At 52.8% G+C, this 21,265-nt stretch carries 21 protein-coding genes; 10 read left to right on the top strand and 11 right to left on the bottom strand.

The window, feature by feature from the left end; translation table 11 throughout:
* Positions 1 to 132 precede the first annotated feature (132 nt).
* The 8 genes from ACXLHR_RS00615 to ACXLHR_RS00580 all read right to left on the bottom strand — a co-directional run bounded on the left by ACXLHR_RS00615 (position 133) and on the right by ACXLHR_RS00580 (position 8,628).
* Entirely contained in the window at positions 133 to 384 is a 252-nt protein-coding gene (locus ACXLHR_RS00615; protein WP_458789622.1) for a DUF202 domain-containing protein, read from the bottom strand.
* Complete coding sequence (mprF, locus tag ACXLHR_RS00610; RefSeq protein ID WP_458789621.1) at positions 381 to 2,981, bottom strand: bifunctional lysylphosphatidylglycerol flippase/synthetase MprF; 2,601 nt, start codon at positions 2,979 to 2,981, stop codon at positions 381 to 383. Before mprF ends, ACXLHR_RS00615 begins: the two co-directional genes overlap by 4 nt.
* A complete protein-coding gene (locus ACXLHR_RS00605) occupies positions 2,968 to 3,540 on the bottom strand; it encodes a DUF1003 domain-containing protein (protein WP_458789620.1) in 573 nt (190 codons plus the stop codon). Before ACXLHR_RS00605 ends, mprF begins: the two co-directional genes overlap by 14 nt.
* Before the next feature lie 366 nt (positions 3,541 to 3,906).
* Positions 3,907 to 5,052, bottom strand: coding sequence for an alpha-hydroxy-acid oxidizing protein (locus tag ACXLHR_RS00600; RefSeq protein WP_458789619.1), 1,146 nt, complete (start codon positions 5,050 to 5,052; stop codon positions 3,907 to 3,909).
* 172 nt (positions 5,053 to 5,224) lie between these two features.
* Positions 5,225 to 6,196, bottom strand: coding sequence for a TRAP transporter substrate-binding protein DctP (gene dctP, locus ACXLHR_RS00595; protein ID WP_458789618.1), 972 nt, complete (start codon positions 6,194 to 6,196; stop codon positions 5,225 to 5,227).
* Positions 6,197 to 6,225: 29 nt separating this feature from the next.
* On the bottom strand, positions 6,226 to 7,539 hold the full coding sequence (locus ACXLHR_RS00590) for a TRAP transporter large permease (protein WP_458789617.1): 1,314 nt from the start codon (positions 7,537 to 7,539) through the stop codon (positions 6,226 to 6,228).
* Positions 7,536 to 8,006: a TRAP transporter small permease gene (locus tag ACXLHR_RS00585; protein WP_458789616.1), complete on the bottom strand. Its 471-nt coding sequence runs from the start codon at positions 8,004 to 8,006 to the stop codon at positions 7,536 to 7,538. Before ACXLHR_RS00585 ends, ACXLHR_RS00590 begins: the two co-directional genes overlap by 4 nt.
* A gap of 193 nt (positions 8,007 to 8,199) precedes the next feature.
* Positions 8,200 to 8,628 (bottom strand): acyl-CoA thioesterase, encoded by a 429-nt coding sequence (locus ACXLHR_RS00580; RefSeq protein WP_458789615.1) that lies wholly within the window; start codon positions 8,626 to 8,628, stop codon positions 8,200 to 8,202.
* A gap of 333 nt (positions 8,629 to 8,961) precedes the next feature.
* Here ACXLHR_RS00580 and ACXLHR_RS00575 point away from each other — a divergent pair, with 333 nt between their 5' ends.
* The 6 genes from ACXLHR_RS00575 (at position 8,962) to ACXLHR_RS00550 (ending at position 13,765) form a co-directional block, all read left to right on the top strand.
* Entirely contained in the window at positions 8,962 to 11,247 is a 2,286-nt protein-coding gene (locus ACXLHR_RS00575; RefSeq protein ID WP_458789614.1) for a bifunctional salicylyl-CoA 5-hydroxylase/oxidoreductase, read from the top strand.
* Positions 11,244 to 11,987 (top strand): SDR family NAD(P)-dependent oxidoreductase, encoded by a 744-nt coding sequence (locus ACXLHR_RS00570; RefSeq protein WP_458789613.1) that lies wholly within the window; start codon positions 11,244 to 11,246, stop codon positions 11,985 to 11,987. Before ACXLHR_RS00575 ends, ACXLHR_RS00570 begins: the two co-directional genes overlap by 4 nt.
* Positions 11,984 to 12,412: an acyl-CoA thioesterase gene (locus ACXLHR_RS00565; RefSeq protein ID WP_458789612.1), complete on the top strand. Its 429-nt coding sequence runs from the start codon at positions 11,984 to 11,986 to the stop codon at positions 12,410 to 12,412. The genes ACXLHR_RS00570 and ACXLHR_RS00565 overlap by 4 nt, the downstream gene beginning before the upstream one ends.
* Positions 12,413 to 12,427: 15 nt before the next feature.
* Positions 12,428 to 12,841 (top strand): RidA family protein, encoded by a 414-nt coding sequence (locus ACXLHR_RS00560; RefSeq protein ID WP_458789611.1) that lies wholly within the window; start codon positions 12,428 to 12,430, stop codon positions 12,839 to 12,841.
* Entirely contained in the window at positions 12,834 to 13,217 is a 384-nt protein-coding gene (locus ACXLHR_RS00555; RefSeq protein ID WP_458789610.1) for an acyl-CoA thioesterase, read from the top strand. Before ACXLHR_RS00560 ends, ACXLHR_RS00555 begins: the two co-directional genes overlap by 8 nt.
* Before the next feature lie 83 nt (positions 13,218 to 13,300).
* On the top strand, positions 13,301 to 13,765 hold the full coding sequence (locus ACXLHR_RS00550) for a MarR family winged helix-turn-helix transcriptional regulator (RefSeq protein ID WP_458789609.1): 465 nt from the start codon (positions 13,301 to 13,303) through the stop codon (positions 13,763 to 13,765).
* Between the two features lie 43 nt (positions 13,766 to 13,808).
* On the opposite strand, the gene ACXLHR_RS00545 is transcribed toward ACXLHR_RS00550, so the two are convergent.
* The 3 genes from ACXLHR_RS00545 to ACXLHR_RS00535 all read right to left on the bottom strand — a co-directional run bounded on the left by ACXLHR_RS00545 (position 13,809) and on the right by ACXLHR_RS00535 (position 15,946).
* Positions 13,809 to 14,618: an SDR family NAD(P)-dependent oxidoreductase gene (locus ACXLHR_RS00545; RefSeq protein WP_458789608.1), complete on the bottom strand. Its 810-nt coding sequence runs from the start codon at positions 14,616 to 14,618 to the stop codon at positions 13,809 to 13,811.
* Positions 14,615 to 15,457, bottom strand: coding sequence for a fumarylacetoacetate hydrolase family protein (locus ACXLHR_RS00540; RefSeq protein WP_458789607.1), 843 nt, complete (start codon positions 15,455 to 15,457; stop codon positions 14,615 to 14,617). The genes ACXLHR_RS00545 and ACXLHR_RS00540 overlap by 4 nt, the downstream gene beginning before the upstream one ends.
* Before the next feature lie 63 nt (positions 15,458 to 15,520).
* On the bottom strand, positions 15,521 to 15,946 hold the full coding sequence (locus tag ACXLHR_RS00535; protein WP_458789606.1) for a cupin domain-containing protein: 426 nt from the start codon (positions 15,944 to 15,946) through the stop codon (positions 15,521 to 15,523).
* Positions 15,947 to 16,285: 339 nt separating this feature from the next.
* Here ACXLHR_RS00535 and ACXLHR_RS00530 point away from each other — a divergent pair, with 339 nt between their 5' ends.
* The 4 genes from ACXLHR_RS00530 to ACXLHR_RS00515 are packed head-to-tail and all read left to right on the top strand — an operon-like array spanning position 16,286 to position 21,254.
* On the top strand, positions 16,286 to 17,080 hold the full coding sequence (locus tag ACXLHR_RS00530) for a cyclase family protein (RefSeq protein ID WP_458789605.1): 795 nt from the start codon (positions 16,286 to 16,288) through the stop codon (positions 17,078 to 17,080).
* Positions 17,081 to 17,089: 9 nt separating this feature from the next.
* Positions 17,090 to 18,655 (top strand): phytoene desaturase family protein, encoded by a 1,566-nt coding sequence (locus ACXLHR_RS00525; RefSeq protein ID WP_458789604.1) that lies wholly within the window; start codon positions 17,090 to 17,092, stop codon positions 18,653 to 18,655.
* Positions 18,652 to 19,098 carry a MarR family winged helix-turn-helix transcriptional regulator gene (locus tag ACXLHR_RS00520; RefSeq protein WP_458789603.1) on the top strand — a complete coding sequence of 149 codons (447 nt, stop codon included), beginning with the start codon at positions 18,652 to 18,654 and terminating at the stop codon, positions 19,096 to 19,098. The genes ACXLHR_RS00525 and ACXLHR_RS00520 overlap by 4 nt, the downstream gene beginning before the upstream one ends.
* Before the next feature lie 11 nt (positions 19,099 to 19,109).
* Complete coding sequence (locus ACXLHR_RS00515) at positions 19,110 to 21,254, top strand: thiamine pyrophosphate-dependent enzyme (RefSeq protein ID WP_458789602.1); 2,145 nt, start codon at positions 19,110 to 19,112, stop codon at positions 21,252 to 21,254.
* Positions 21,255 to 21,265 lie beyond the last annotated feature (11 nt).

Here is a 21,265-nt window from a genome sequence, read left to right as displayed (position 1 = left end):
TCCACCCCATCAGGTTAGAGCGGCGAGCCTAAACCAACCGCTTATCGTGCCAGACAGTATCCCGATCAATCAAGCGACTTAACTGATATGACTGGTAAAAATGACCAGCATACCAGACAAGGTAACAAGCCATCAGCAACCGTCGGATCGTCGCCAAATACCTCTTGCGCCTTGATCCAAGCCCGCACCTTGCTCAAACGAATGTAGGTAATGATGATCACGATCCCACCGCTGAGCAAAGGCGCCGCTTCTGACCAACCCGATACCTGCGTATGATCCAATGCGTGTCGCACCGATGCCAAACTCAACCACGGCAATTGCGGTACGAACCCAAGCGAGAAAAGTGCGCTCATTTGAAGAGTGATCCGCGTCGTTGGCGATCATGTCTCTTCTCCACCCTTTTTCATGCCCTTCACCCCGCGTGACACCAAAAGGCTTGTTTCATACAGGACGCGCGCCGCATCTAGACGACCTGAACTTGCCAAATATTGTGGTGACCATACGGGGCCAAATTTCTGCTTGAAACTGCGCAGGCCCTCGAAGTGGTAAAACTGGTTTCCGTGCTCGTAAAGGAAGCTGCCAACGCGGTGCCACGCGGGCGCCAGTTTGCGGTTCTCGAAGCCCGAGAGCGGCGCCGAACCGAGCGAAAACCAAGAGAACCCCTGATCTTGGCCCCAAAGCATCATCTCGGCAAAAAGGGCATCCATCGCCATGGCGGGGCCTGTCGGGTCATAGCGCATCAGGTCGAGAGTTAACTCTGATTTATCACCCGCCTGCATGAGGTTGGCGAAAGCGGTGATCTTTCCCGTCTTGATATTACGCAAAACGGCATGGTCAAAGTTCTTGATATAGTCAGGGTGGAACCAGCCCAAAGAGAATCCTTTTTCGTCGCTGTTTTTGTGCGCCAGCCATGCATCTGACACAGCATGCAGGTTCTCGATTTCGGGGCCCAGATCGGCAGCTTTGATCACCTCAAATACATAGCCATCGCGCCCGATACGTGCCTTTGCTTGCCGCCAATATTTGCGGCGCGCCCCGTCGAGGGTAAAATCACGCAGATCAACGCGGGCAACCTCCCCGATTTTCAACACCTGTAAACCCAGATCCAGATAGGTTGGCAAAAACCGTTCTGACACAGCATAGAATGCGCATCGCCGCCCCATAAGATCGGCCAGTTCACGCAACTGCCAAATTGCAGAAACGCATGCCGCCTTCTCGCCTACAGGGTCCCCTTTGGACACCAGTGTATTGCCAGTATCGGCATAAGAAATATAGGCGCGCTCATCTACGGTCACGATAAATCGTTTGTCACCGCTCAGAGACGTCCCCGCCGTTGCATTTGTAGCCTCTGCAGTTAAACGACGCACGACATCAGGGATAGGTTCGCACCGAAGCCGTGTTGTTTGCTTGGTCAGCAGTGAGTTCAGCATCAGAGCCGCCAATACCACCGCTACGGAAAATGTTGCGCGTAAGAAGCGCGAGGCGTCACCCTTCCACGCGAATTGCCACCACAAAGCATCCGAGTATTGGACGTTGGAGTATGCGAATAGACCAATCCAGCTAATGGCCCCCACAAGCAGCGAAACGCTCAGCAGCCATTTCCAATTCAATCGTAGCCCACCGACGACTTCAGCGCGGTAAAACGCAGCCCGAAATACCCAAAGAACCAGTGCAGAACTCGCCATTGCGACGGCTTCTTCCCAATCGAACCCTTTGAGCATCGAGAAAAGAAGACCCAAACTAAGTAGCACCATTGCCACAAGCCAAGCGCGAGCCATCCGACGATACAACCCACGAGAAACAACCAACAGGAGCACGCCATTGACGCTTCCCAACAGGTGGGACGTTTCAACCAATTGAAGGGGGAGAATTCCTTGCAAGAAGCCGAGGCGGCTTGGATCGGATGGCAGGTTCCCAGAGGCCAACAAGACCGCACCAGACAGCATCGCAAGACTGGCGGCGGCGAGCGGAACAATCGGCTGAATAGCAGAGAATACCACGCGTGATGTGGCGCTCGCTTGTTGCCGGTTCGCCAAGACCCAAGCGACAGCAAGCCCGACGACAGCAATAACAAACGGCAAGATGGAATAGATGACGCGATACATCACGAGTGCTGCCAAGACGTCAGCGCGTCCCGCCGCCCCGGTTCCTGCAATGATCGTGGCCTCAAACACACCGAGCCCACCAGGAGATTTGCTTAAGATTCCCAAGGCCAAAGCTGCGACGAAAATGATAAAAAACAAAACGAAATTTTGTGAAAGGTCCGAGGGCATCAAGACATATAGCGTCACTGCTGTTGCGACCAAATCAACGATAGAAATAGCCGCGATTTTTGCCCCGACGCTCACTATCGGTAAAGGCATGTTCATAGCGCCAAAAACGATCGTACGGGGCGCTTTTTCTGTCCAGATGAAATATCCGCAGATCGCGGCTAAAGCCGCAATACCAATGGCCACCTCAAGGGATTTGGGCATCGACATCACTTCGGACAAGCCAATCGGATGCGCAATCATCAAAATGCTCACGATCATCAAAACGCCCACGAACAAAGCGATCCAAGAGGTCGAGATCAACCGCGTAACCGCGCCGATATCTACGCCAAATGCGGAATAGACGCGATACTTTAAGGCACCACCCGTCAGCCACGACAAGCCAAGCATGTTAGACACTGCCATGCTACTGGCCCCTGTCATCATAGTGACCCCAAGCGGCCGCCGAACCTCGGACACCTGCCGCAAGATAAAGACATCATAAAGTGAGAGGGAAAGGTAACTAAGGCAAGTCGCCCCAAACGAGAGGCCAAGAACATAAAGCGGATATGATCCAGCTTCCCTTTTTACCGCTGCCAAATTGATATCAGCCGACATGCGATGCATCACATAAAGCGCCAAGACCGAGATGAAAACAGGGATTGCGATGCGCCACGCAGGATGCGTCAGGATGCGTCGCATATGGTGGGCTTCAGCGCTAGTAGTTTGCACGGGCGGTGTCCTCTAACAGGTCGATTTGGATTTGCTGAAGTTCCGCCAACTTGTTCCACTGGTGTACCATTTGGTGATCGGTCTTTTCGTGCAATTGCCTAATTTCCAGCTCTGCCTTAAGATTGATCCGGTAATCGTTCTCTGACCTCAGGCGATCTTTTGTCTCCTGCCGGCGCTGGCTCATCATAATGACAGGTGCTTGCACAGCCGCCAAACTCGAAAGGGCAAGGTTCGGCAGGATGAACGGATAAGGGTCAATTACTTTAAACAGCAGACCCGTGATGTTCAAAGCGATCCAGAAGAACAGACTCCCACCGAACGTCGCGACCCTGTCGGCCGCGCGCTCTCCGAAGGTTGCGTTTTCGACAATATTTTCGGAGAGTGATTGCGTGATCACGTCGCCCTTCGCCAAGCTTTCGATCACTTCGCGGTCAAGCTCCGATAACTCGCCCCGCTCGACTTCCATTATACTTTCGACATAGCGCGCACGCATCTCGCGCAGGTCGGACTGGCAAATCGATGCGCATGGTCCCCAATTTGGTAAATAATTTGAAATCATTCGGTTCAAACTTGGACGAATAACTTCATAGGGGCGCAAGTCGCTCGCATGAAAAGGTTTTCCGCAAATCGCACATGTCTTATTGGGAGTTTTTTCGACCATGGGCTACTCTAGTCCTTTCGCTGTATGGGCAACAAGACCATGTTTTGAATGCGCGGAAGCTGCGTCAAAACATCAGCCCCGCAACGCCGAACAAGATGAAAAGCGCCCGTGCGGCAAGCTGTTCGATGGCAAGCGTTTGCAAAGGCCGCTCAAATGACAAAGGCCGTGGACAGATAAGCGGCTTGAATCATGTGGACCAAACGCTAGTAAATGACGTGTTGAAATAATCGCCTAAGCCCGTGCGGGGAAAGGGGAGCAACAACACTAAACAGTTTTGTGAGACAAAGCCGCGTCGGTCAGAAGGTCGGGCGTTAAGGCGGATAGGTTTTGCGCACCAGTTAGCGCGAGCGTCCGGTCCATTTCGTCCGTAAAGATATCAATCAGATGCTCAACTCCCGGCTGTCCACGCGCAGCTACGGCGTATAGGATCGCGCGCCCAATTCCGACCATCGCCGCACCCTGACATAGGCATTTGATCGCGTCAGCACCCCGCCGGACACCACTATCGATCAGAACCGGCATATCAACCGCCTCGCAAATGTCGCCCAAGACATCGACTGGTGCAGCACAACTGTCGATTTGCCGCCCGCCGTGGTTCGACAAAATTACTGCGTCAATCCCCAGTGCTGCGCAGCGTTGGACATCCTCTATGCGCATGAGGCCTTTTACGATAAGACGTCTTGGCCACATATCACGCAAGGCAATCAGCGCATCCCAATCGAAACTGGCGTCCATCTTCCGCTGCAAGAGTGCGGCTTGTTGCTCCGGCGTAGGCGTCTCTAAGGTCTCAAAGTTTGCAAGCTTAGGAATGCCATTTCTCAAAAGATCAAAAGACCACAGTGGATGGAGTGCCCCATCGATCAACGTCCGGAGATTATAGGATGGCGGCACACCAAAGCGTGACCTCATGTCACGCTCCCGGTAGCCATTGACAGGTACGTCCACTGTTAGGATTAGCGCGGAATAATCTGCATCAAGTGCGCGACGGCACATAACTTTGGCGGTTTCGCGGTCCATCACATAGAGTTGGAACCACTTTTCGCCATCTCCCGCCCTTGCGATTTCTTCAATTGACATATTGGACGCTGTGGAAAGCGCGAAAGGAATACTCTTGGCCGCTGCTGCCCGCGCCAACATTGCATCTGCCCCAGGCCGCAGAATACCATTTAACCCAGTGGGCGAAAGATAGAGTGGCATAGCATGGCTTTGACCGAACAATGTTGCCTGAAGGCTGCGTTGACTCACATCGACAAGTCGCCGTGGTAAGAACTGTAATCGGTCAAAGGATGTCTGGTTGCGGACCGGTCCACGCTCGTCTTCGGCACCGCCTTCCAGAAAGTCGAAAACCATGCGCGGCAACCGTCGTTGTGCGAGTTTGCGATAATCATGAGTGCTAACCGGATTTTGCATGACGTTTTCTCACTTAAGCTTATTGAAGCGCTGCCACGCCTGTCCTTCACGCAACCCGATCCGGTTGCTAACACTTGCGTGCGGCCGTGAATTCCGCATTGCCAAGACTGATTTCGACAGTAGTGGACGATTGCGTGAAAGGTAGTGCGACCGGAGCCACACCACCAGTTGCTTACTTTACCAGAAGTTCGCGAAGTCTTTCGCCAGCGTCTGGGCTAGCTGCCATGACAGGTTTCCAGCCCTCTTCGTTGGACATCTTGACGAACGCGTCCAGCTGCTCGCCTTCTAACTGGATAGTCGCGATGCCATACTCGGCCTGATGTGCAAATTCTGCATCGGCAAGCGCGGTGTAACGATCCGCCTCGCCTTCGAATGCGACCATCTGCTCGGTTAGGAAGTCTTGCTGCTCTTGGGACAGTTCATTCCAGCTAGCATCGCTGAAATAGACCCCTGTTTCGACCTGGTTGAAGCCGGGTTCGATCCGTGCAGCAGTTTTTTCCTGCCAGCCAAGGTCAAATACACCCAGCGACGGCCAAGCGTATCCGTCAATTGTGCCGCGCTCCAGTGCAGTGAAGACTTCGCCTGGGGCAGTTTGTACCGGCGTGATCCCGAGTGCAGAAAAGAATGACTGGTAAACCGGTACAGAACGGATTTTCAATGCCTCAAAATCGACTCCATCGGGTTGCTCCGACAAATAGATGTAATACTGGATATTCTGTGTGAGGCGCCCCAACCAGTGAATTTTGGCTTTATCCCGGTGCAGCTGATCAAGCAGATCGTACCCGCCGTTTTCACGTAGCTCTTGCATCGACATATTTGTCAATGTCATGGCCAGCCCCTCGGGAACGAGGTTCGCGTGAAACACAGCTGTTGTGTTGGCAAGATCAATGATCCCACCGCGGAGCGCGTTACCCACTTCGAAAGGTGGCATTGCTTCCGGTCCACCGATGACTTCGATCTGCACGATACCTTTGCCGTTCTCGTTCACACGGTCTATGAAGTTTTCAAAAGGTTCATAGAAAACGGTGCCGAGCTGGAATGCTGATACCGCTCGAAGGACTACTTCCTCCGCTTGGGCCGTTCCGCAGATACCTGATATTGCCATCGTTGTGGCAAGTACAAATGTTTTTGTCTTGAAAGTCATTGTTTGTCTCCGTTGGTTTGCTGTGGTGGTCAATTGAGCAGAGAGGGCAAGAACATCGTTAATGCAGGCACGAGAAACATTAATGCCAACACAGCCAATTCGATCAAAATGAAAGGCACTGCCGCTTTGTAGATTTGCAAAAGCGGCGTTTGTCGGCTGGAACCTTGCATGACCATCAGCAGCAACCCAAAGGGCGGCGTTAAAAGGCCTAGTTCGATAGCAACCAACATCATCAACCCCAACCAGACAAGATCAATCCCAGCAGATTGGGCGATTGGCATAAAGAATGGTAAGGTTATCATCATGATAGAAATCTGGTCGATCAGGCATCCCATGACCAAGATAATGCCCAACATTGTGAGAACTAGGACCATTGGTGTGGGATCGACATCGCGGATGACTTGCATAAAGCCCGACGTGGCACCTGAGAAGGACAAAATCTGTGAGAACGTCATCGACGCGACGATGATGAAAAGGATTGAAATTGAAACCTTGGCTGTTTCCATCAACGATTTTACGAGATTTCTTAAGTTGAGCTTGCGGTAGGCTATCGTCGCAATCAGTGCCGCAACGGATCCAAGTGCAGCCGCTTCGGTTGGCGTGGCAATACCCGACAGCATGCCACCGATCACAGCGAAAAAGATCCCGGATAATGGCACGACGTCCCTGAGGAACGGGACATAGCGCTCCCGCTTGCTGAGAACCACTGTCTTGTCCTCGCGCGGGGCACTGGACGGTGATAAGATTGCCGTCAGGATAACGAATACTAGAAACGATACCGCCATAAGCAAACCGGGAAGGAGGCCACCAATCAGCAGTTGTGATATTGATATGCCTGACAATGATCCCAACATGACGGCGAGAGCCGAAGGTGGGATTAGGACGGCAATTCCACCAACTGCCATGGCAGGTCCGAAGGTCAGCGTGGGTGAATAGCCACGGCGCAACATGTCTTGCGATAGCGTTCCGCCCAACATGGCTGTATTGGCGATGGAAGATCCCGAAAGCGCAGCAAACGTGGTTCCGCCCACGACGGTCACACAGGCCAACCGGGCGGGTAGGCGCACCAGCAACTTTTCTACAGCGTCAATCGCTTTGTATGCTAGGCCCGTGTGAAACAACAGTTCACCCATCAAAACGAATAGTGGAATGGGCGCCAATGCGAAAGAATTGACAGAACCGGATGCGTTGCGCACCAGTTGCACAAGCCCGGCTTCACCCCCGAGGAATATCCAGGCACCGATAAGGTTGGCGCCAAGAAAGGCGAATGCCACTGGTAATCCGATTGCGAATTGTATCGCGAGCAGGCAGATCATCATCAAAAGGATTTGCGACCAGATCATTGGTCTTCTCCCGAAGTGAAGCGCATCAGAAATTCAAGACTGCATAACGCAAAACACCAGATTACAGGGACCATCATCCACCATTCGGGGAAGACGAGGTTCTTGAAAACGATTGAACCGGAGCTAAAGCTATCGCGAGCGGCAGAAACTGCCAGCCATGTAATGATGACGGAAATAACCAGACCCAACGCATAAGAAGCACGCAATAAAAGGTTGGCAATGGACGCAGGCACCACACGCAACAGGATATCAACATTGACATGCCCTGCCTGACGCAGCACCCACGGCGCGCCACCAAAGGTTGAAATGGTCAATAGATATTCAGTTAGCTCATTAAGCCAAGGCCATTTGGCCAAACCCAAGTTCCGTATAAGAATGTCTGCCGTAACGATTAGCGCAAGCAGACCAAAACCCGTCCCAGCTATGGCTCCAGAAATTGAAAAAAGTGTATTTAACTTTGGATTCAAAGTAATTTTTCCCTATCCTATATGAACTACCCTCAATAAAGTACTTTAGGTTTCAATTAGTCAAGGATTAAAATTTGGAAATCTACATAGCTCTTGCGATACGCTTAACTTGCAAGTAGGGGTCTCGCCGGTTTCGCAATGCGCCCCCCCCGCGCGCGCGGGGGTGAAATCGGGCGAGTTTTAAACGTTTGGCCTAGGCCGGTGCATCATTCAATTCAGGATGTAAATATCTCTCAAGACCCACACGGCAGTCATCAGGCCATGGGTGGGATTTGTGATCCTTGGTCGAGGTCATGACAATGAGTTGCTCAATGGTCCAAATGACATAATCGTCAACGGTCACCACGGTATAGAGCTCTACCGACGAACGGCCGATGCGTTTTACATGCACTGCAAACTTCAAGGTATCGCCGTAGACCGCTGGTTTTTTGAAAACGATATTCATTTTCACGCTCGGGAGACCAAGGTGCCGTTCAAACATCAACTCTTTCCACGGAACCCCAAAAGAGGCAAACATGGCCTCATTTACATCCACCAGATAGGACAAATAGGCGGGGTGATAGGCAATTCCGGTCAGGTCGCAATCGCCAAAACGCATCGGTTTTGAAATTTCAAATGGCATGTTTTATCCTTCAGCTACTGCGGTATTTTTCGCGGCGACACATGGGTCAATATAGTTTATGCTTAAAGTTCGTGTGATCGTCAAGCCTACCCTGTCATGCCGCACTCCTCTACTGCGATCTTCAGGTGCACCGATCAGTGTTTAAACCATAGATAATTATCTACTATCTAGCTCAAACAGAATGCCATAAACTCGGAATCTATTCTTTATGCACAAAGTTCGTTGACAGACGCGCCATTGGAATTTAACTTTATATCTAAAGCAAATTGTCTAGTTCAAGCCAAGCCTTCGATAATAGGGCGGCAAAGGCTCCACCCGTATAAGGATACCAAGATGAAGACAGCGATTCTCGGAGGCGGCCCAGCAGGCCTATACTTTGCAATTTCAATGATGTTGCGCGACAGCAGCCACGACATTACCGTTTTCGAACGCAACAAAGCGGATGATACATTTGGCTGGGGCGTCGTCCTTTCCGACGAGACCATGTCCAACTTCGAAGTAAACGATCCCGTCTCTGAGAAAATGATCCGTGACAGTTTTGCGTATTGGGATGACGTGAAAGTCGTACGCGGTGACGAAAGCATGACGTCAAGCGGGCACGGCTTTTGCGGCATTGGGCGCAAAAAACTGCTTCTCTTACTGCAAGAACGCGCACGCCAATTGGGCGTAAAGCTTGAGTTCGAGACGAATATTACGCCCGAAAGTATAAAGGAAATCAAAGAAGACTTTGATATTGTTGTGGCGTCGGATGGCCTAAATTCAATGATGCGCGGAATTTATGAAGATAAGTTCCAGCCGGAAATTGATATGCGCCGCAATCACTTTGTCTGGCTTGGCACACATCAAAAATTCGACGATGCTTTTACCTTCATTTTCGAAGAAACCGAGCATGGCTGGATTTGGGCGCACGCCTATCAGTTCGACGATGACACCGCGACGTTCATCGTGGAATGTGGGCCGGAAACCTATAAATCTTTTGGTTTTGACACCCTTGATCAACACGACAGCATTGCCCTTTGCGAGAAGATTTTCGCCAAGCATTTAGGCGGTCACTCACTGATGACCAATGCCAATCACATTCGTGGCTCCGCATGGATTCAATTCCCGCGCGTCACTTGTGAAAATTGGTATTTCGATAATGTTGTGCTCTTGGGCGATGCTTCGGCGACCGCGCATTTCTCAATTGGATCCGGCACTAAACTTGGCATGGAAAGCGCGATCATGCTTGCGGACGAACTTAGCTCTGACAAGCCCCTCTCTGAAGCGCTGCAAACCTATCAAGATGAACGCAAACTACAGGTGTTGCGCGTCACCTCGGCCGCACGCAATTCAACCGAATGGTTCGAAGACGTGGAGCGCTATCTCGGGCTGGATATGATGCAGCTTAACTATGGTATGCTCACACGGTCCCAGCGTATCAGCCACGAAAACCTACGGATGCGCGACCCGAAATGGCTTGCCTCTGCGGAAGCGTGGTTTCAGGCGCAAGCTGGCAGTGACTCCACGCGCAGCCCCATGTTCGCACCGTTTAAACTGGGCAATATGGGGCTTGAGAACCGCGTCGTCGTTTCTCCGATGGCGCAGTATAAAGCCAAGGATGGGATGCCGACTGACTGGCATTTCGTACACTATGCTGAACGCGCCAAAGGCGGCGCAGGCCTTGTATTTACCGAGATGCTCTGTGTGAGTAAGCAAGGGCGCATCACGCCTGGTTGCCCTTGCATTTCTGACGAACAAGTCCCTGCGTGGAAGCGCTTGGTCGACTTTGCACATACGGAAACCAAAGCGAAAATATGTGCGCAGATTGGTCACGCGGGGCGCAAAGGCTCTACACGTTTGGCGTGGGACGGGATTGATATGCCCCTGCCCGAAGGTGAAAACTGGGAACTTTTGTCGGCTTCGGCAATCCCGTTGATGGAGGGGAATGTTGTCCCCAAAGAGATGGACCGCGATGACATGGACATGGTCAAAGCCCAGTTTGTTGACGCGGTCAAAGCCGCCGATGCTGCTGGATTTGACATGATCGAAATGCACGGCGCGCACGGTTATTTACTGGCGTCCTACATCTCGCCCATTACCAACAAGCGCAGCGATGAATACGGCGGAAACCTTGAGAACCGCATGCGCTACCCTCTCGAAATTTTCCATGCCATGCGCGAAACTTGGCCTGCGGAAAAACCGATGACTGTCCGCATTTCGGCGCATGACTGGATGGGGGACGACGGCGTCAACCCAGAGGATTCCGTTGCCATTGCGCAGATGTTCAAAGACGCGGGCGCCTCGGCGATGAACATATCCTCTGGACAGACGGACAAAGCCGAGAAGCCGATTTATGGCCGCATGTTTCAAGTGCCGTTCTCGGATCGAGTGCGCAACGAAGTTGGCATTCCAACCTTGGTTGCGGGCAACATTTACGAACCTGATCACGTCAACTCAACCTTGATGGCGGGCCGTGCGGATCTGGTTCTGTTGGCGCGTCCGCATTTGACGGATCCCTATTGGACGCTGCACGCAGCTGTCGAACTTGGCGACACCGAGCAAGAATGGCCCGCGCCCTATGAAGGCGGCCGTCGCCAAGCGAATTCTTTGGCGGAGCGTGCGAAAGCGATGACATCATGAGCGTAGCCGGAAAAACAGCCTTCGTTACCGGCGGTGGTTCAGGCGTTGGCGCTGTCATTGCGCTAACGCTGGCCGAGGCTGGTGCAATGGTCACGATCTGTGGGCGTCGGCTTGAGCCCTTGCAAGCGGTCGCTGCGAAACACAGCAATATAACGGCGGTTGTTTGTGACATCACAGATGAATCCGCGATTTCCAGCGTTATGGCAAATACCGCGCCAGATATCGTAATTGCAAATGCGGGGGCATCCGAAAGTGCGCCGTTTGCGCGCACTGAACTCGCCGCTTTTGAACGCATGATGTCCGTCAATTTGACAGGAACTTTTTTAACCCTGCGCGAAGCCACGAAAGCCCTGAAAGACAAACCTTGGGGGCGTATGATCGCGATTGCTTCGACCGCTGGGATCAAGGGCTATCCCTATGTCGCGCCATATGCGGCCGCGAAACATGGCGTGATTGGCATGGTGAAATCTGTCGCCCTTGAACTGGCACGCAAGGGCATCACTGTGAATGCGATTTGCCCGGGTTTTCTAGATACCGAAATGACCGAACGCTCCATCGCGAATATTGTAGAGAAAACGGGTCGCTCTCCCGAAGAGGCCCGCGCCTCGTTGGAAGCGACCAACCCGATGAACAAGCTTGTGCCACCCGAAGATGTTGCGAAAATCGTTCTGTGGCTCTGCGGCGATGGCTCGGACATGGTCACTGGGCAAAGCATTTCCGTCTCTGGAGGCGAGACATGAATAAGGTTTTCACCCTCAAACGACAGGTCGAATTCAATCACTGTGATCCAGCAGGTATCGTGTTCTATCCGCGCTATTTCGAGATGGTATCTGCCTTGGTCGAGCGCTTTTTCGGCGATGCGGTTGGGACCAGTTGGGCGCAAATGCTTCAGACAGGCGACGGCATGGGCACCCCAACAGGCAGCATCGACATGCGGTTTCGCGCCCCTTCCAAGCTTGGTGATTGGCTGGAATTTTCGCTGATTGTGACGCGCATTGGCACCTCTTCTGCGTCCTTTGATTTGAAGTGTTCCAGCGACGGTGAAACCCGTTTTGAAGGATCTACGACCGTTGTCTACGTCGACACGTCAACCACCAAATCCACACCGTGGCCTGCTCTATTGCGGACAGAAATGTCCGCCTACCTCATTTCGCCTACGACTTAATTAGAAAGTTTCAATATGACTACCATTACACCACACGTATTTCTCCAACCCGACGGCTGGGCGCCTGCAAAAGGCTATTCCAATGGCGTATTGGCCGAGGGCCGGATGGTTTTCACAGGCGGGCTTGTTGGTTGGAATGGGCAGCAAGAATGGGAGCACACCGATATGGCGGGGCAGTTCCGCCAGACACTCGAAAACATCATTGCGGTGCTCGCAGAGGCTAATGCTGGCCCAGAACACTTGGTTCGCTTGACGTGGTATATCACTGACAAACAAGAATATAATGAAAATATGCGTGCCTTTGGTGCAGCTTACCGTGATGTCATTGGGCGTCATTTCCCTGCGATGGCCGTTGTTCAAGTGGCTGGATTAATGGAAGATGAAGCGCGCATCGAGATCGAAGCGACGGCGGTTGTTCCACATGAATGACGTCGTGCAACGCCCCACAACGCCGGCGACATTGATCACGGTAGCGCCCTATAATGAGGCGACGCCAAGTGGCGCGATTTTTGGTGGCTGGATTATGTCGCAACTGGATCACACTGCGGGTCTGGCGGGGCGCAAAATTAGCAACGGCAATGCAGTGATCGCCAGCATCAAAGAGCTGAATTTTCATGCCGCTTTGGCCGCTGGAGAAGAGTTCGCCGTTTACGCCGAACTCACACGCCGCGGAAACAGCTCCTTTAATCTCGCAATATCAGGGTGGGCCGAACCAGAAACGGCATGTAGGCGCATCATGACGGCCGATGTGTTGTTGGTGGCCGTTGACGCCGAGGGAAAATCGCGAAAACTTCCTGACGCTTGAACCTTGAACCTTTCGCTTTACCCAAGGGTGCTTCCGCTGATATAGAAGAGTGTCTGTTAACTACAGGCATTTAGGGGCCAACTATGACCACAGATAACCAACACGAGATCGATGACGAAGCACTCGCACGTCAGCGTCTGCGGCTTTGGCTTCAGATGCTTAAGGCCGTGCGCCATGTCGAGGGCACCTTGCGCGATAAATTGCGCTCTGGATACGATACAACCCTACCCCGCTTTGATGTCTTGGCTGCGCTTTACGCCAATCCAGAAGGCATGAAAATGAGCGAGTTATCGCAACATTTGGTGGTCTCAAATGGTAACGTAACGGGCGTTGTTGAGCGCCTTGTTAACGAAGGTCTGACCGTGCGCGAAAATATGGCGAGTGATCGCCGCGCCTTTTTGGTAAAAATTACTGAAAAGGGCAGCAAACTGTTGGATGTAATGACCGCCGACCACCTCAACTGGATCGACGAGATGTTCGCCAACGTTCCAGAAACAGACGCAGCACGTGGCATTTCCATCATGCTCGACGTGCGTAACAAGCACTAGAGACGTCGCCGCCCCCCATAAGGCCGGCGACTTTTTTGAACTTCTAAAGAATGCCAGTTTCTTTCGCGACGCGACGATAGCCAGCACCTGCTGTAAAACCACCATCAATCACAAAATCTTCGCCCGTGATAAAGGCCGATCCCTCGGAAGCCAAGAAAAGCACTAGCTGCGCGACTTCATCCGCCTCGCCCGAACGCTGCATCGGCGTCATGTCGATCATCGGCGCAAGGTGGGGTGAGCCGCGGTTAAGGTCGGTGACAATCAACCCAGGACAGATCGCATTCACCCGAACACCCTCTTGCGCATACTCCATTGCCGCAGAGCGTGTAAGACCGCGCAACGCCCATTTGGACGAGGTATAGGCCGCATCATAATGGCCGGAAAATGCGCTGTTGGAGGAAATGTTAACAATACTTCCGCCACCCGTTTCCGCCATCATCGGCGCGCAAAGCTTGGTGCCGATGAAAGCACCCGTTGCGTTTACGTCGAGCACTTTGCGCCATTCCTCGACCGACATGTCGCGAATGATTTTGCGGCTGATGATCCCTGCGTTGTTGACAAGAATATCAAGGCGACCCGTCCACGAAAGAATAACACTTAGCGCTTTCGCCCATGCAGTTTCAGACGTCACATCTAGCGTTTGAAAGCGCACATCTTTGCCGGAATCGGAAAGGCGCTTTGCCAAGGCAATGCCGTCGTCCTCAAGGACATCGCAGATCAAAACGCTGGCCCCTGCATGCGCAAGCAGTTCCGCCTCGATCGCGCCTTGTCCCCGTGCCCCCCCCGTAACAATCGCGGTTTTACCGTTCAGGTCCGTAAGTGCCGATTTCACTTTGTCAAAATCTAAACTCATGCTTGTACCATCCGTTGACGTTGCTCCCCAAGGCCCGCAGCGCCCAGAGTGATTACATCTCCTGCCTTTAAAAAGATCGGCGGCTTCATTCCCAAACCCACACCCGGAGGTGTGCCTGTGGCGATAATGTCGCCCGCTTCCAAGGTCATGAATTGCGAGATGTAATGGACAAGATGAGCCACACCAAAGATCATTGTTTTGGTGTTACCCGTTTGGCGGCGCTGGCCATTCACATCCAACCAAAGATCAACGTTTTGAATATCTACAAACTCGTCTTTCGTCACCATCCAAGGTCCAACAGGCCCAAAGGTATCATGGCTTTTGCCCTTAATCCATTGACCGCCTCGCTCGGATTGAAAACGACGCTCGGACACATCATTGACCAGTGCATAACCGGCAACATAATCCAGCGCATCGGTCTCATCGACGTATTTGGCACGACGACCGATCACAATGCCCAATTCGACTTCCCAGTCCGTACGATCAGAACCGCGTGGAATTTCGACGTCATCATTGGGACCGCAAAGCGAAGTCGTTGCCTTTGCAAACAGGACGGGTTCTGCGGGGGGCTCTTTGCCGGTTTCGCGGGCGTGATCTGCATAATTCAGGCCGACACAAATAAATTTTCCAGGCCGTGCGATTGCGGAACCGATCCGTGACGAGCCCTGCACGACAGGCAGGCTCGCGAGATCGAGGCCTGCGATCTTGGCCAACCCTTCAGGGGACAATGCGTCGCCATTAATATCCGAAATAACATTCGCCAGATCGCGCATTTTACCTTCAGAATCAAGAATTGCGGGGCGTTCGGCGCCAATAGGCCCATAGCGGAGAAGCTTCATGAAAGTTCCTTTTGTATGGCACCCTCACCTTGCCACACGGCAAAATAAAGGCGCAGTCTTCAATTATGGACGACGGTAGCCTTCGAGGGCTTCATCGGGCACATCGGGAAGGTTGACGACAAGGTTGTCAGGCGTCCGACATGTGAGCCAGACCAGCTCTTCTGTGGTGCTCATATTGACTTCGACATGCGGCATGTAGGGCGGAACAAATACAAAGTCGCCTTCATGCAAGTCTGTGTATTCTTTATAGCCCTCACCAAAATAGATGCGGCCGTGGCCCTTTAGAACGTACCCGCCTGTTTCGCATTCGTCGTGGTGATGTGGGGGGGAGCGGTGCCCGGGCTCGTTGGAAACTCGGCCAAACCAGATTTTGGTTGCAGGCGTATGTTGTGGGCTTACGCCGGATTTACGAACGCAATCACCAGACTGCGACGTTCCATCATCAAGCTCGGCTGCACGTGTAACAACGGGTACAACTTGTTCAGTCATAAGAACTCCTCCTAAGGCAATATAATTATTCAGTTAGATGCGAGTGAACGTGCCATCATTAATTTTAGACTTCAAGTAATTTATTGCGAACCTTGGATTATACGCACGCAAACGCCATTCCTTCTACATAAGATAAAAAGCTCAATACTGCGCAATTATTGCTTTTTATCGCGACATTACAGCCGCAACTCTAATCAAAGAGTGCAACCTAACCACATCTTGTCATGTAGAATTACAAAAAATATCACCAAAAATAAATTTTGCTCTTGAAGAATATATCTACATGCATTTGCATACACCTAAACAATACAAAATAAAACCAACGGAGGATTCCCCCTAATGAACGCTACAAACCTACTCGCCGAGGTCGCTTCGGGCCTGCTAGATGGCTCAGTTAAGGTCGTCGATTGCACCGCGCCCCTCGGCCCGGACACACCCTTGTTGAAGCTGCCCGAAGATTTTGCTGATAATACGCCGACCATCGAAATCCACAAGATTTCCAAATACAGTGATCGCGGTCCTTGGTGGGCATGGAACTGGCTCAAACTAGGCGAACACTCCGGCACCCACTATGACGCGCCACACCACTGGATCACCGGCAAAGACTATCCCGATGGCTCCGTAGACACTATCGCGCCACAGAATTTCGTCGCCCCCGCCAATGTGATCGATTGCTCAAAAGAGGCCGCAGCGGACCCCGACTTCCTGCTCACCCTCGAGCACCTCAAGGCATGGGAAGCGGAACATGGAGAGATCAAAGAAGGCGAGTGGGTCCTGATGCGCACGGACTGGGATCAATACAATACAGACGCAGGCAAGTTCCTGAATGCTGACGAAAATGGCCCGCATACACCCGGCCCGAACGCTGAAGTGATCATGTATCTTATGGAAGAGAAAAAGGCGCTTGGCTGGGGCACACAGTGCATTGGTACGGATGCCGGTGCGGCACTTGGATTTGACATCCCTTTCCCCGCACATAATTTACTCCACAAGTTCAACCGCTATGGCCTCGCGTCCTTGACAAACCTGAGTGAATTGCCTCCAAAAGGTGCGATCCTCATCGCGGCACCGCTTAAAATTGTCAAAGGGACAGGCTCGCCAATTCGCGCACTTGCCCTCGTTCCAAACGCATAGGAACGCGCAATGACCACATCAACTGACATCGCCATCATCGGCTCCGGGATCAATGCTTTGGTTGCGGGGGCTATGCTCGCGAAATCCGGCAAATGCGTCATGCTTTTTGAGCGCGAAGCGATTGCCGGCGGTTGCATGCGGTCCGAAAATCTGGCCGAGGGGGTGACGTATGATCCCCTCGCCACAACATTTGTGCTTTGGGTCACTGGCGCGGCGCATGGCGCATTGGGCGCAGACCTCGCGCGGCACGGCGTTGAATTTTGCGCGACCGATACACCGACGGGGGTTTTGATGCCCGACGGACGGGCGTTGACGTATAAAACCGATCGCGCGAGTAATGTGGCGGCTTTCAATGCTGCACAGACCGGCGACGGTATACAACTCGCGGCTGACCTTGACGCTTTTGGCGAGAATGCAGAGCTGCTGTTTGGCCTTATGGGTGGTGATCCATGGTCAAGATCGACAGCCAAACTCATGGCCAAAGAGACTTGGAAACGAACCCCCCGCGGCCTCGCCGCAACGATGGGCGATACACTAATCTCCATGCGTGGCTGGCTTGAGACCTCCTTTGACGGCGATCTCACACGTGCACTTTGGGCGCCATGGTGCCTTCATGCAGGACTTAGCCCCGAGGCTACATTCTCTGGGCAAATGGGCCAAGTCATTGGTTTCGCTCTTGAAGCGGCGGGTGCCCCAATTGTCAAAGGAGGCGCCGCAGAAATGGTGCGCGGCCTGATCGCTGTCATCGAAGAACATGGCGGAACCGTTCGAACCTCCGCCGAAGTCGCAAAAATCACAACAGAAAACGGCAAAGCAACAGGCGTTAAACTGGCCTCAGGTGAAGAAGTTTCCGCCAAAACGGTGTTAGCCTCAACCACGCCAAACCAGCTGTTCGAAACATTGCACCCCACGCCAGAGAAACAAGAAGACCTTCGCAAGTATCGCTATGGCAAGGGTAATTTTCAACTGCATTATCTTCTCGATGGCCCCGTAAATTGGAAAACCGATGGTCTGGAAAACGTCCAACTGCTGCATTTAACGGCCGGCATTGATGCTGTCTCAAAGGCTGGCAATGAGGCCGAGCGCGGGATGCTGCCAGAGCTTCCGACCATCTGCGTTGGCCAACCTTGTGCCGCTGATCCTAGTCGCGCGCCCGAGGGCCAAACTGTGCTCTGGTTGCAAATGCCTGAAGCGCCACGTTTTATTAAGGGTGATGCGAAAGGCGAGATCGAAGTTCCCGCCGATGGGAAATGGAACGAGGAATTGCGCGAGGCCTACGCCGACCGCATTCAAGCAATCCTTTCTCAACACATCGAAAACCTCGACGCACGTATCCTGACTCGCCGCGCCATCTCTCCTGCGGATTTACAAACATATAATATGAACCTTGTCGGCGGCGATCCGTATGGCGGCGCGTGCTCGGTTGAGCAGTTTTTCCTGTGGCGGCCCTTCAAAGACAGCGTACGGCACGAAACGGGCATCAAAGGCCTCTATCATATCGGGGCGTCAACGCATCCTGGTCCGGGCCTCTCGGGGGGATCAGGCTTTTTAACGGCCAAGGAGCTCGGCGCATGAGCAATCCCTCTGAGTCTCTCGAAAAATTCACCCCCTATCTGATGAACCGCATCGCCGCGCGTTACAATAAAGGCGTCGAATCCGCCCTTAAGGAGGCTGGTGTTTCAGTCGCTCAAATGCGGACATTAGCGTCTCTGGCGGAAAACGGCCCCTGCACCATCAATGCGCTGTCAGTGTTGACTGTTATCAAACAATCTACGCTCTCTCGGACACTCGACACGATGGAAAACGCGGGCCTGGTTTCACGCGAAGCGCCTGAAACAGACAGCCGTTACCGCCTCATCAGCCTAACCACAGAAGGCCGCGCCGTGCATGACGCCGCGTGGCCTTCAATGCAAACAATGCGCGACACGATGCTGGCCTCCCTAAGCCCAGACGAGCGCGAAACCTTCAACACATTTCTTGTGCGGATCTTCTACGACATCCGCCATCACGACTTTTAGAGGAGTAAATCATGGCAGAACGCTCATTCGCCAAGGAAGTTCAGAAACTAAAAAAGGGAGAGGGTGAAACCTTTACAGGCGAAGGCATTCTCGCCATCACCAAGGCCCTTTTGCAAAATGGCGTCGGCTATGTCGGTGGCTATCAAGGCTCCCCGATTTCGCATCTGATGGACGTCCTCGCGGATTCTCAAGAGATCCTAAGCGAGCTTGGCGTACATTTTGAGGCTTCCGCTTCTGAGGCTACCGCGACTGCAATGCTCGCCGCGTCCGTGCACTATCCCATTCGCGGAGCGGTTACCTATAAATCCGTTGTTGGCACCAATGTGGCCTCCGATGCATTATCGAACCTCGCCTCTGGCGGCGTGACCGGTGGCGCGTTGATTATCGTCGGCGAAGACTACGGCGAAGGCTCCTCCATCATGCAAGAGCGCACCTATGCGTTCGCGATGAAATCACAGGTTTGGATGCTTGATCCACGCCCCAACCTACCCTCCATCGTTAAAGCTGTAGGCGACGGGTTTGAACTGTCGGAAATTTCAAATACCCCCGTGATGCTCCAAGTTGGCATTCGCTCCTGTCACGTCCACGGCCACTTTATTGCCGAGGACAACAAGCCGCCAAAAGTGACGGTCTCGGACGCTTTGGAAAACCCGCAGCGTAATCTCGACCGCATCGTTTTGCCCCCTGCAACCTATATCCACGAGGAAGAAAAGCTCACCAAACGGCTCCCTGCCGCGCAAAAATTTATTATCGACAATGAAATCAACGAGCGGTTTGGCAAAGACAGCAGTAAGGTCGGCATCATCCTGCAAGGCGGGACGTATAACACAGTTATCCGTGCCTTAAACCGTCTTGAAATGGCCGATATATATGGCGATACCGATGTGGATATGTTGGTGCTCAACTGTGTTTACCCGCTGGTTCCCGATCAGATTCTAGACTTCTGTGAGGGCAAGGACGCCGTTTTGATTGTTGAAGAGGGCCAGCCTAACTATGTCGAGCAACAAATCGCACATATGCTCTATCAAAACGGAAAAACTCTCAAATTAGAGGGCAAAGGCGTTCTGCCAATGGGCGGCGAATACACCGGCCAAGTGATGGTCAAAGGGCTTGGAACTTTCTTCTCTCAACACGCACCAAATATGGTGCCAACCGCCAAAGTCATGAGCAACGAAGAGCCTGTAGCGATCCCCGATCTCTCCAAAAGCTTGCCCTCGCGCCCGCCCGGATTTTGCACGGGCTGTCCAGAGCGCCCGATCTTTGCCGCAACGAAGCTGGTTGAAGAAGAGCTTGGCGAGCATCACATTGCGTCCGACATTGGTTGTCACCTGTTCTCGATCATGCCGCCGTTTGACCTCGGCGCGACAACCATGGGCTATGGTCTCGGCCCCGCTTCGGCGTCTGCCCTTCAGAACGTAAATAAATCTGGGCGTCGCTCAATTTCCTTCGTGGGCGATGGTGGATTTTGGCACAACGGCCTGACCTCATCAGTCGGTAACGCGGTTTTCAACAAGAACGACAACGTGATTGTTATCGTCGACAACTTCTATTCTGCGGCGACGGGCGGCCAAGATAACTTGTCTTCCCGCGCGGATAACAAAACCAAACAGACCCAGAACTCCATCGTTTCTGCCTGTAAGGGGATGGGCGTCAAATGGATCCGTCAGTTGGACAACACCTATGACGTGACAAAAATGCGCGACACTTTGAAGGAGGCACTGACCACGGATGCCGAGGGGCCAAAGGTCATTGTTGCCTCGTCAGAATGCATGCTCAACAAACAACGCCGCGTCAAACCCCAGATGGCCAAAGCCGCCAAAGAAGGCAAACGCGTTGTGCGTCCGCGCTTTGGAGTCGACGAAGATATTTGTACCGGCGATCACGCCTGCATGCGCCTGTCTGGTTGTCCGTCCCTGTCGGTTAAAGACACAGGCGACCCTTTGCGCGACGATCCCGTGGCCGCGATTGACCAGACATGCGTTGGCTGTGGCAACTGTGGCGAAGTGGCGGATGCGGCGGTCCTTTGTCCGTCATTCTTCCAAGCGGAAATCATCACAAATCCAAGTGCGCGTGAAAAACGTCGCGCCAAAGGCACGGGCAAAGTTATCGCGTGGCTTCAAACACGCCGAGACGCCAAGCGCGTCACATTTGCCTAAGGAACTGAACA

This window comes from Yoonia sp. MH D7 (assembly GCF_054439475.1).
Note: the sequence above shows the minus strand (reverse complement) of the source record. Positions and strands in the feature narration are given on the sequence as shown.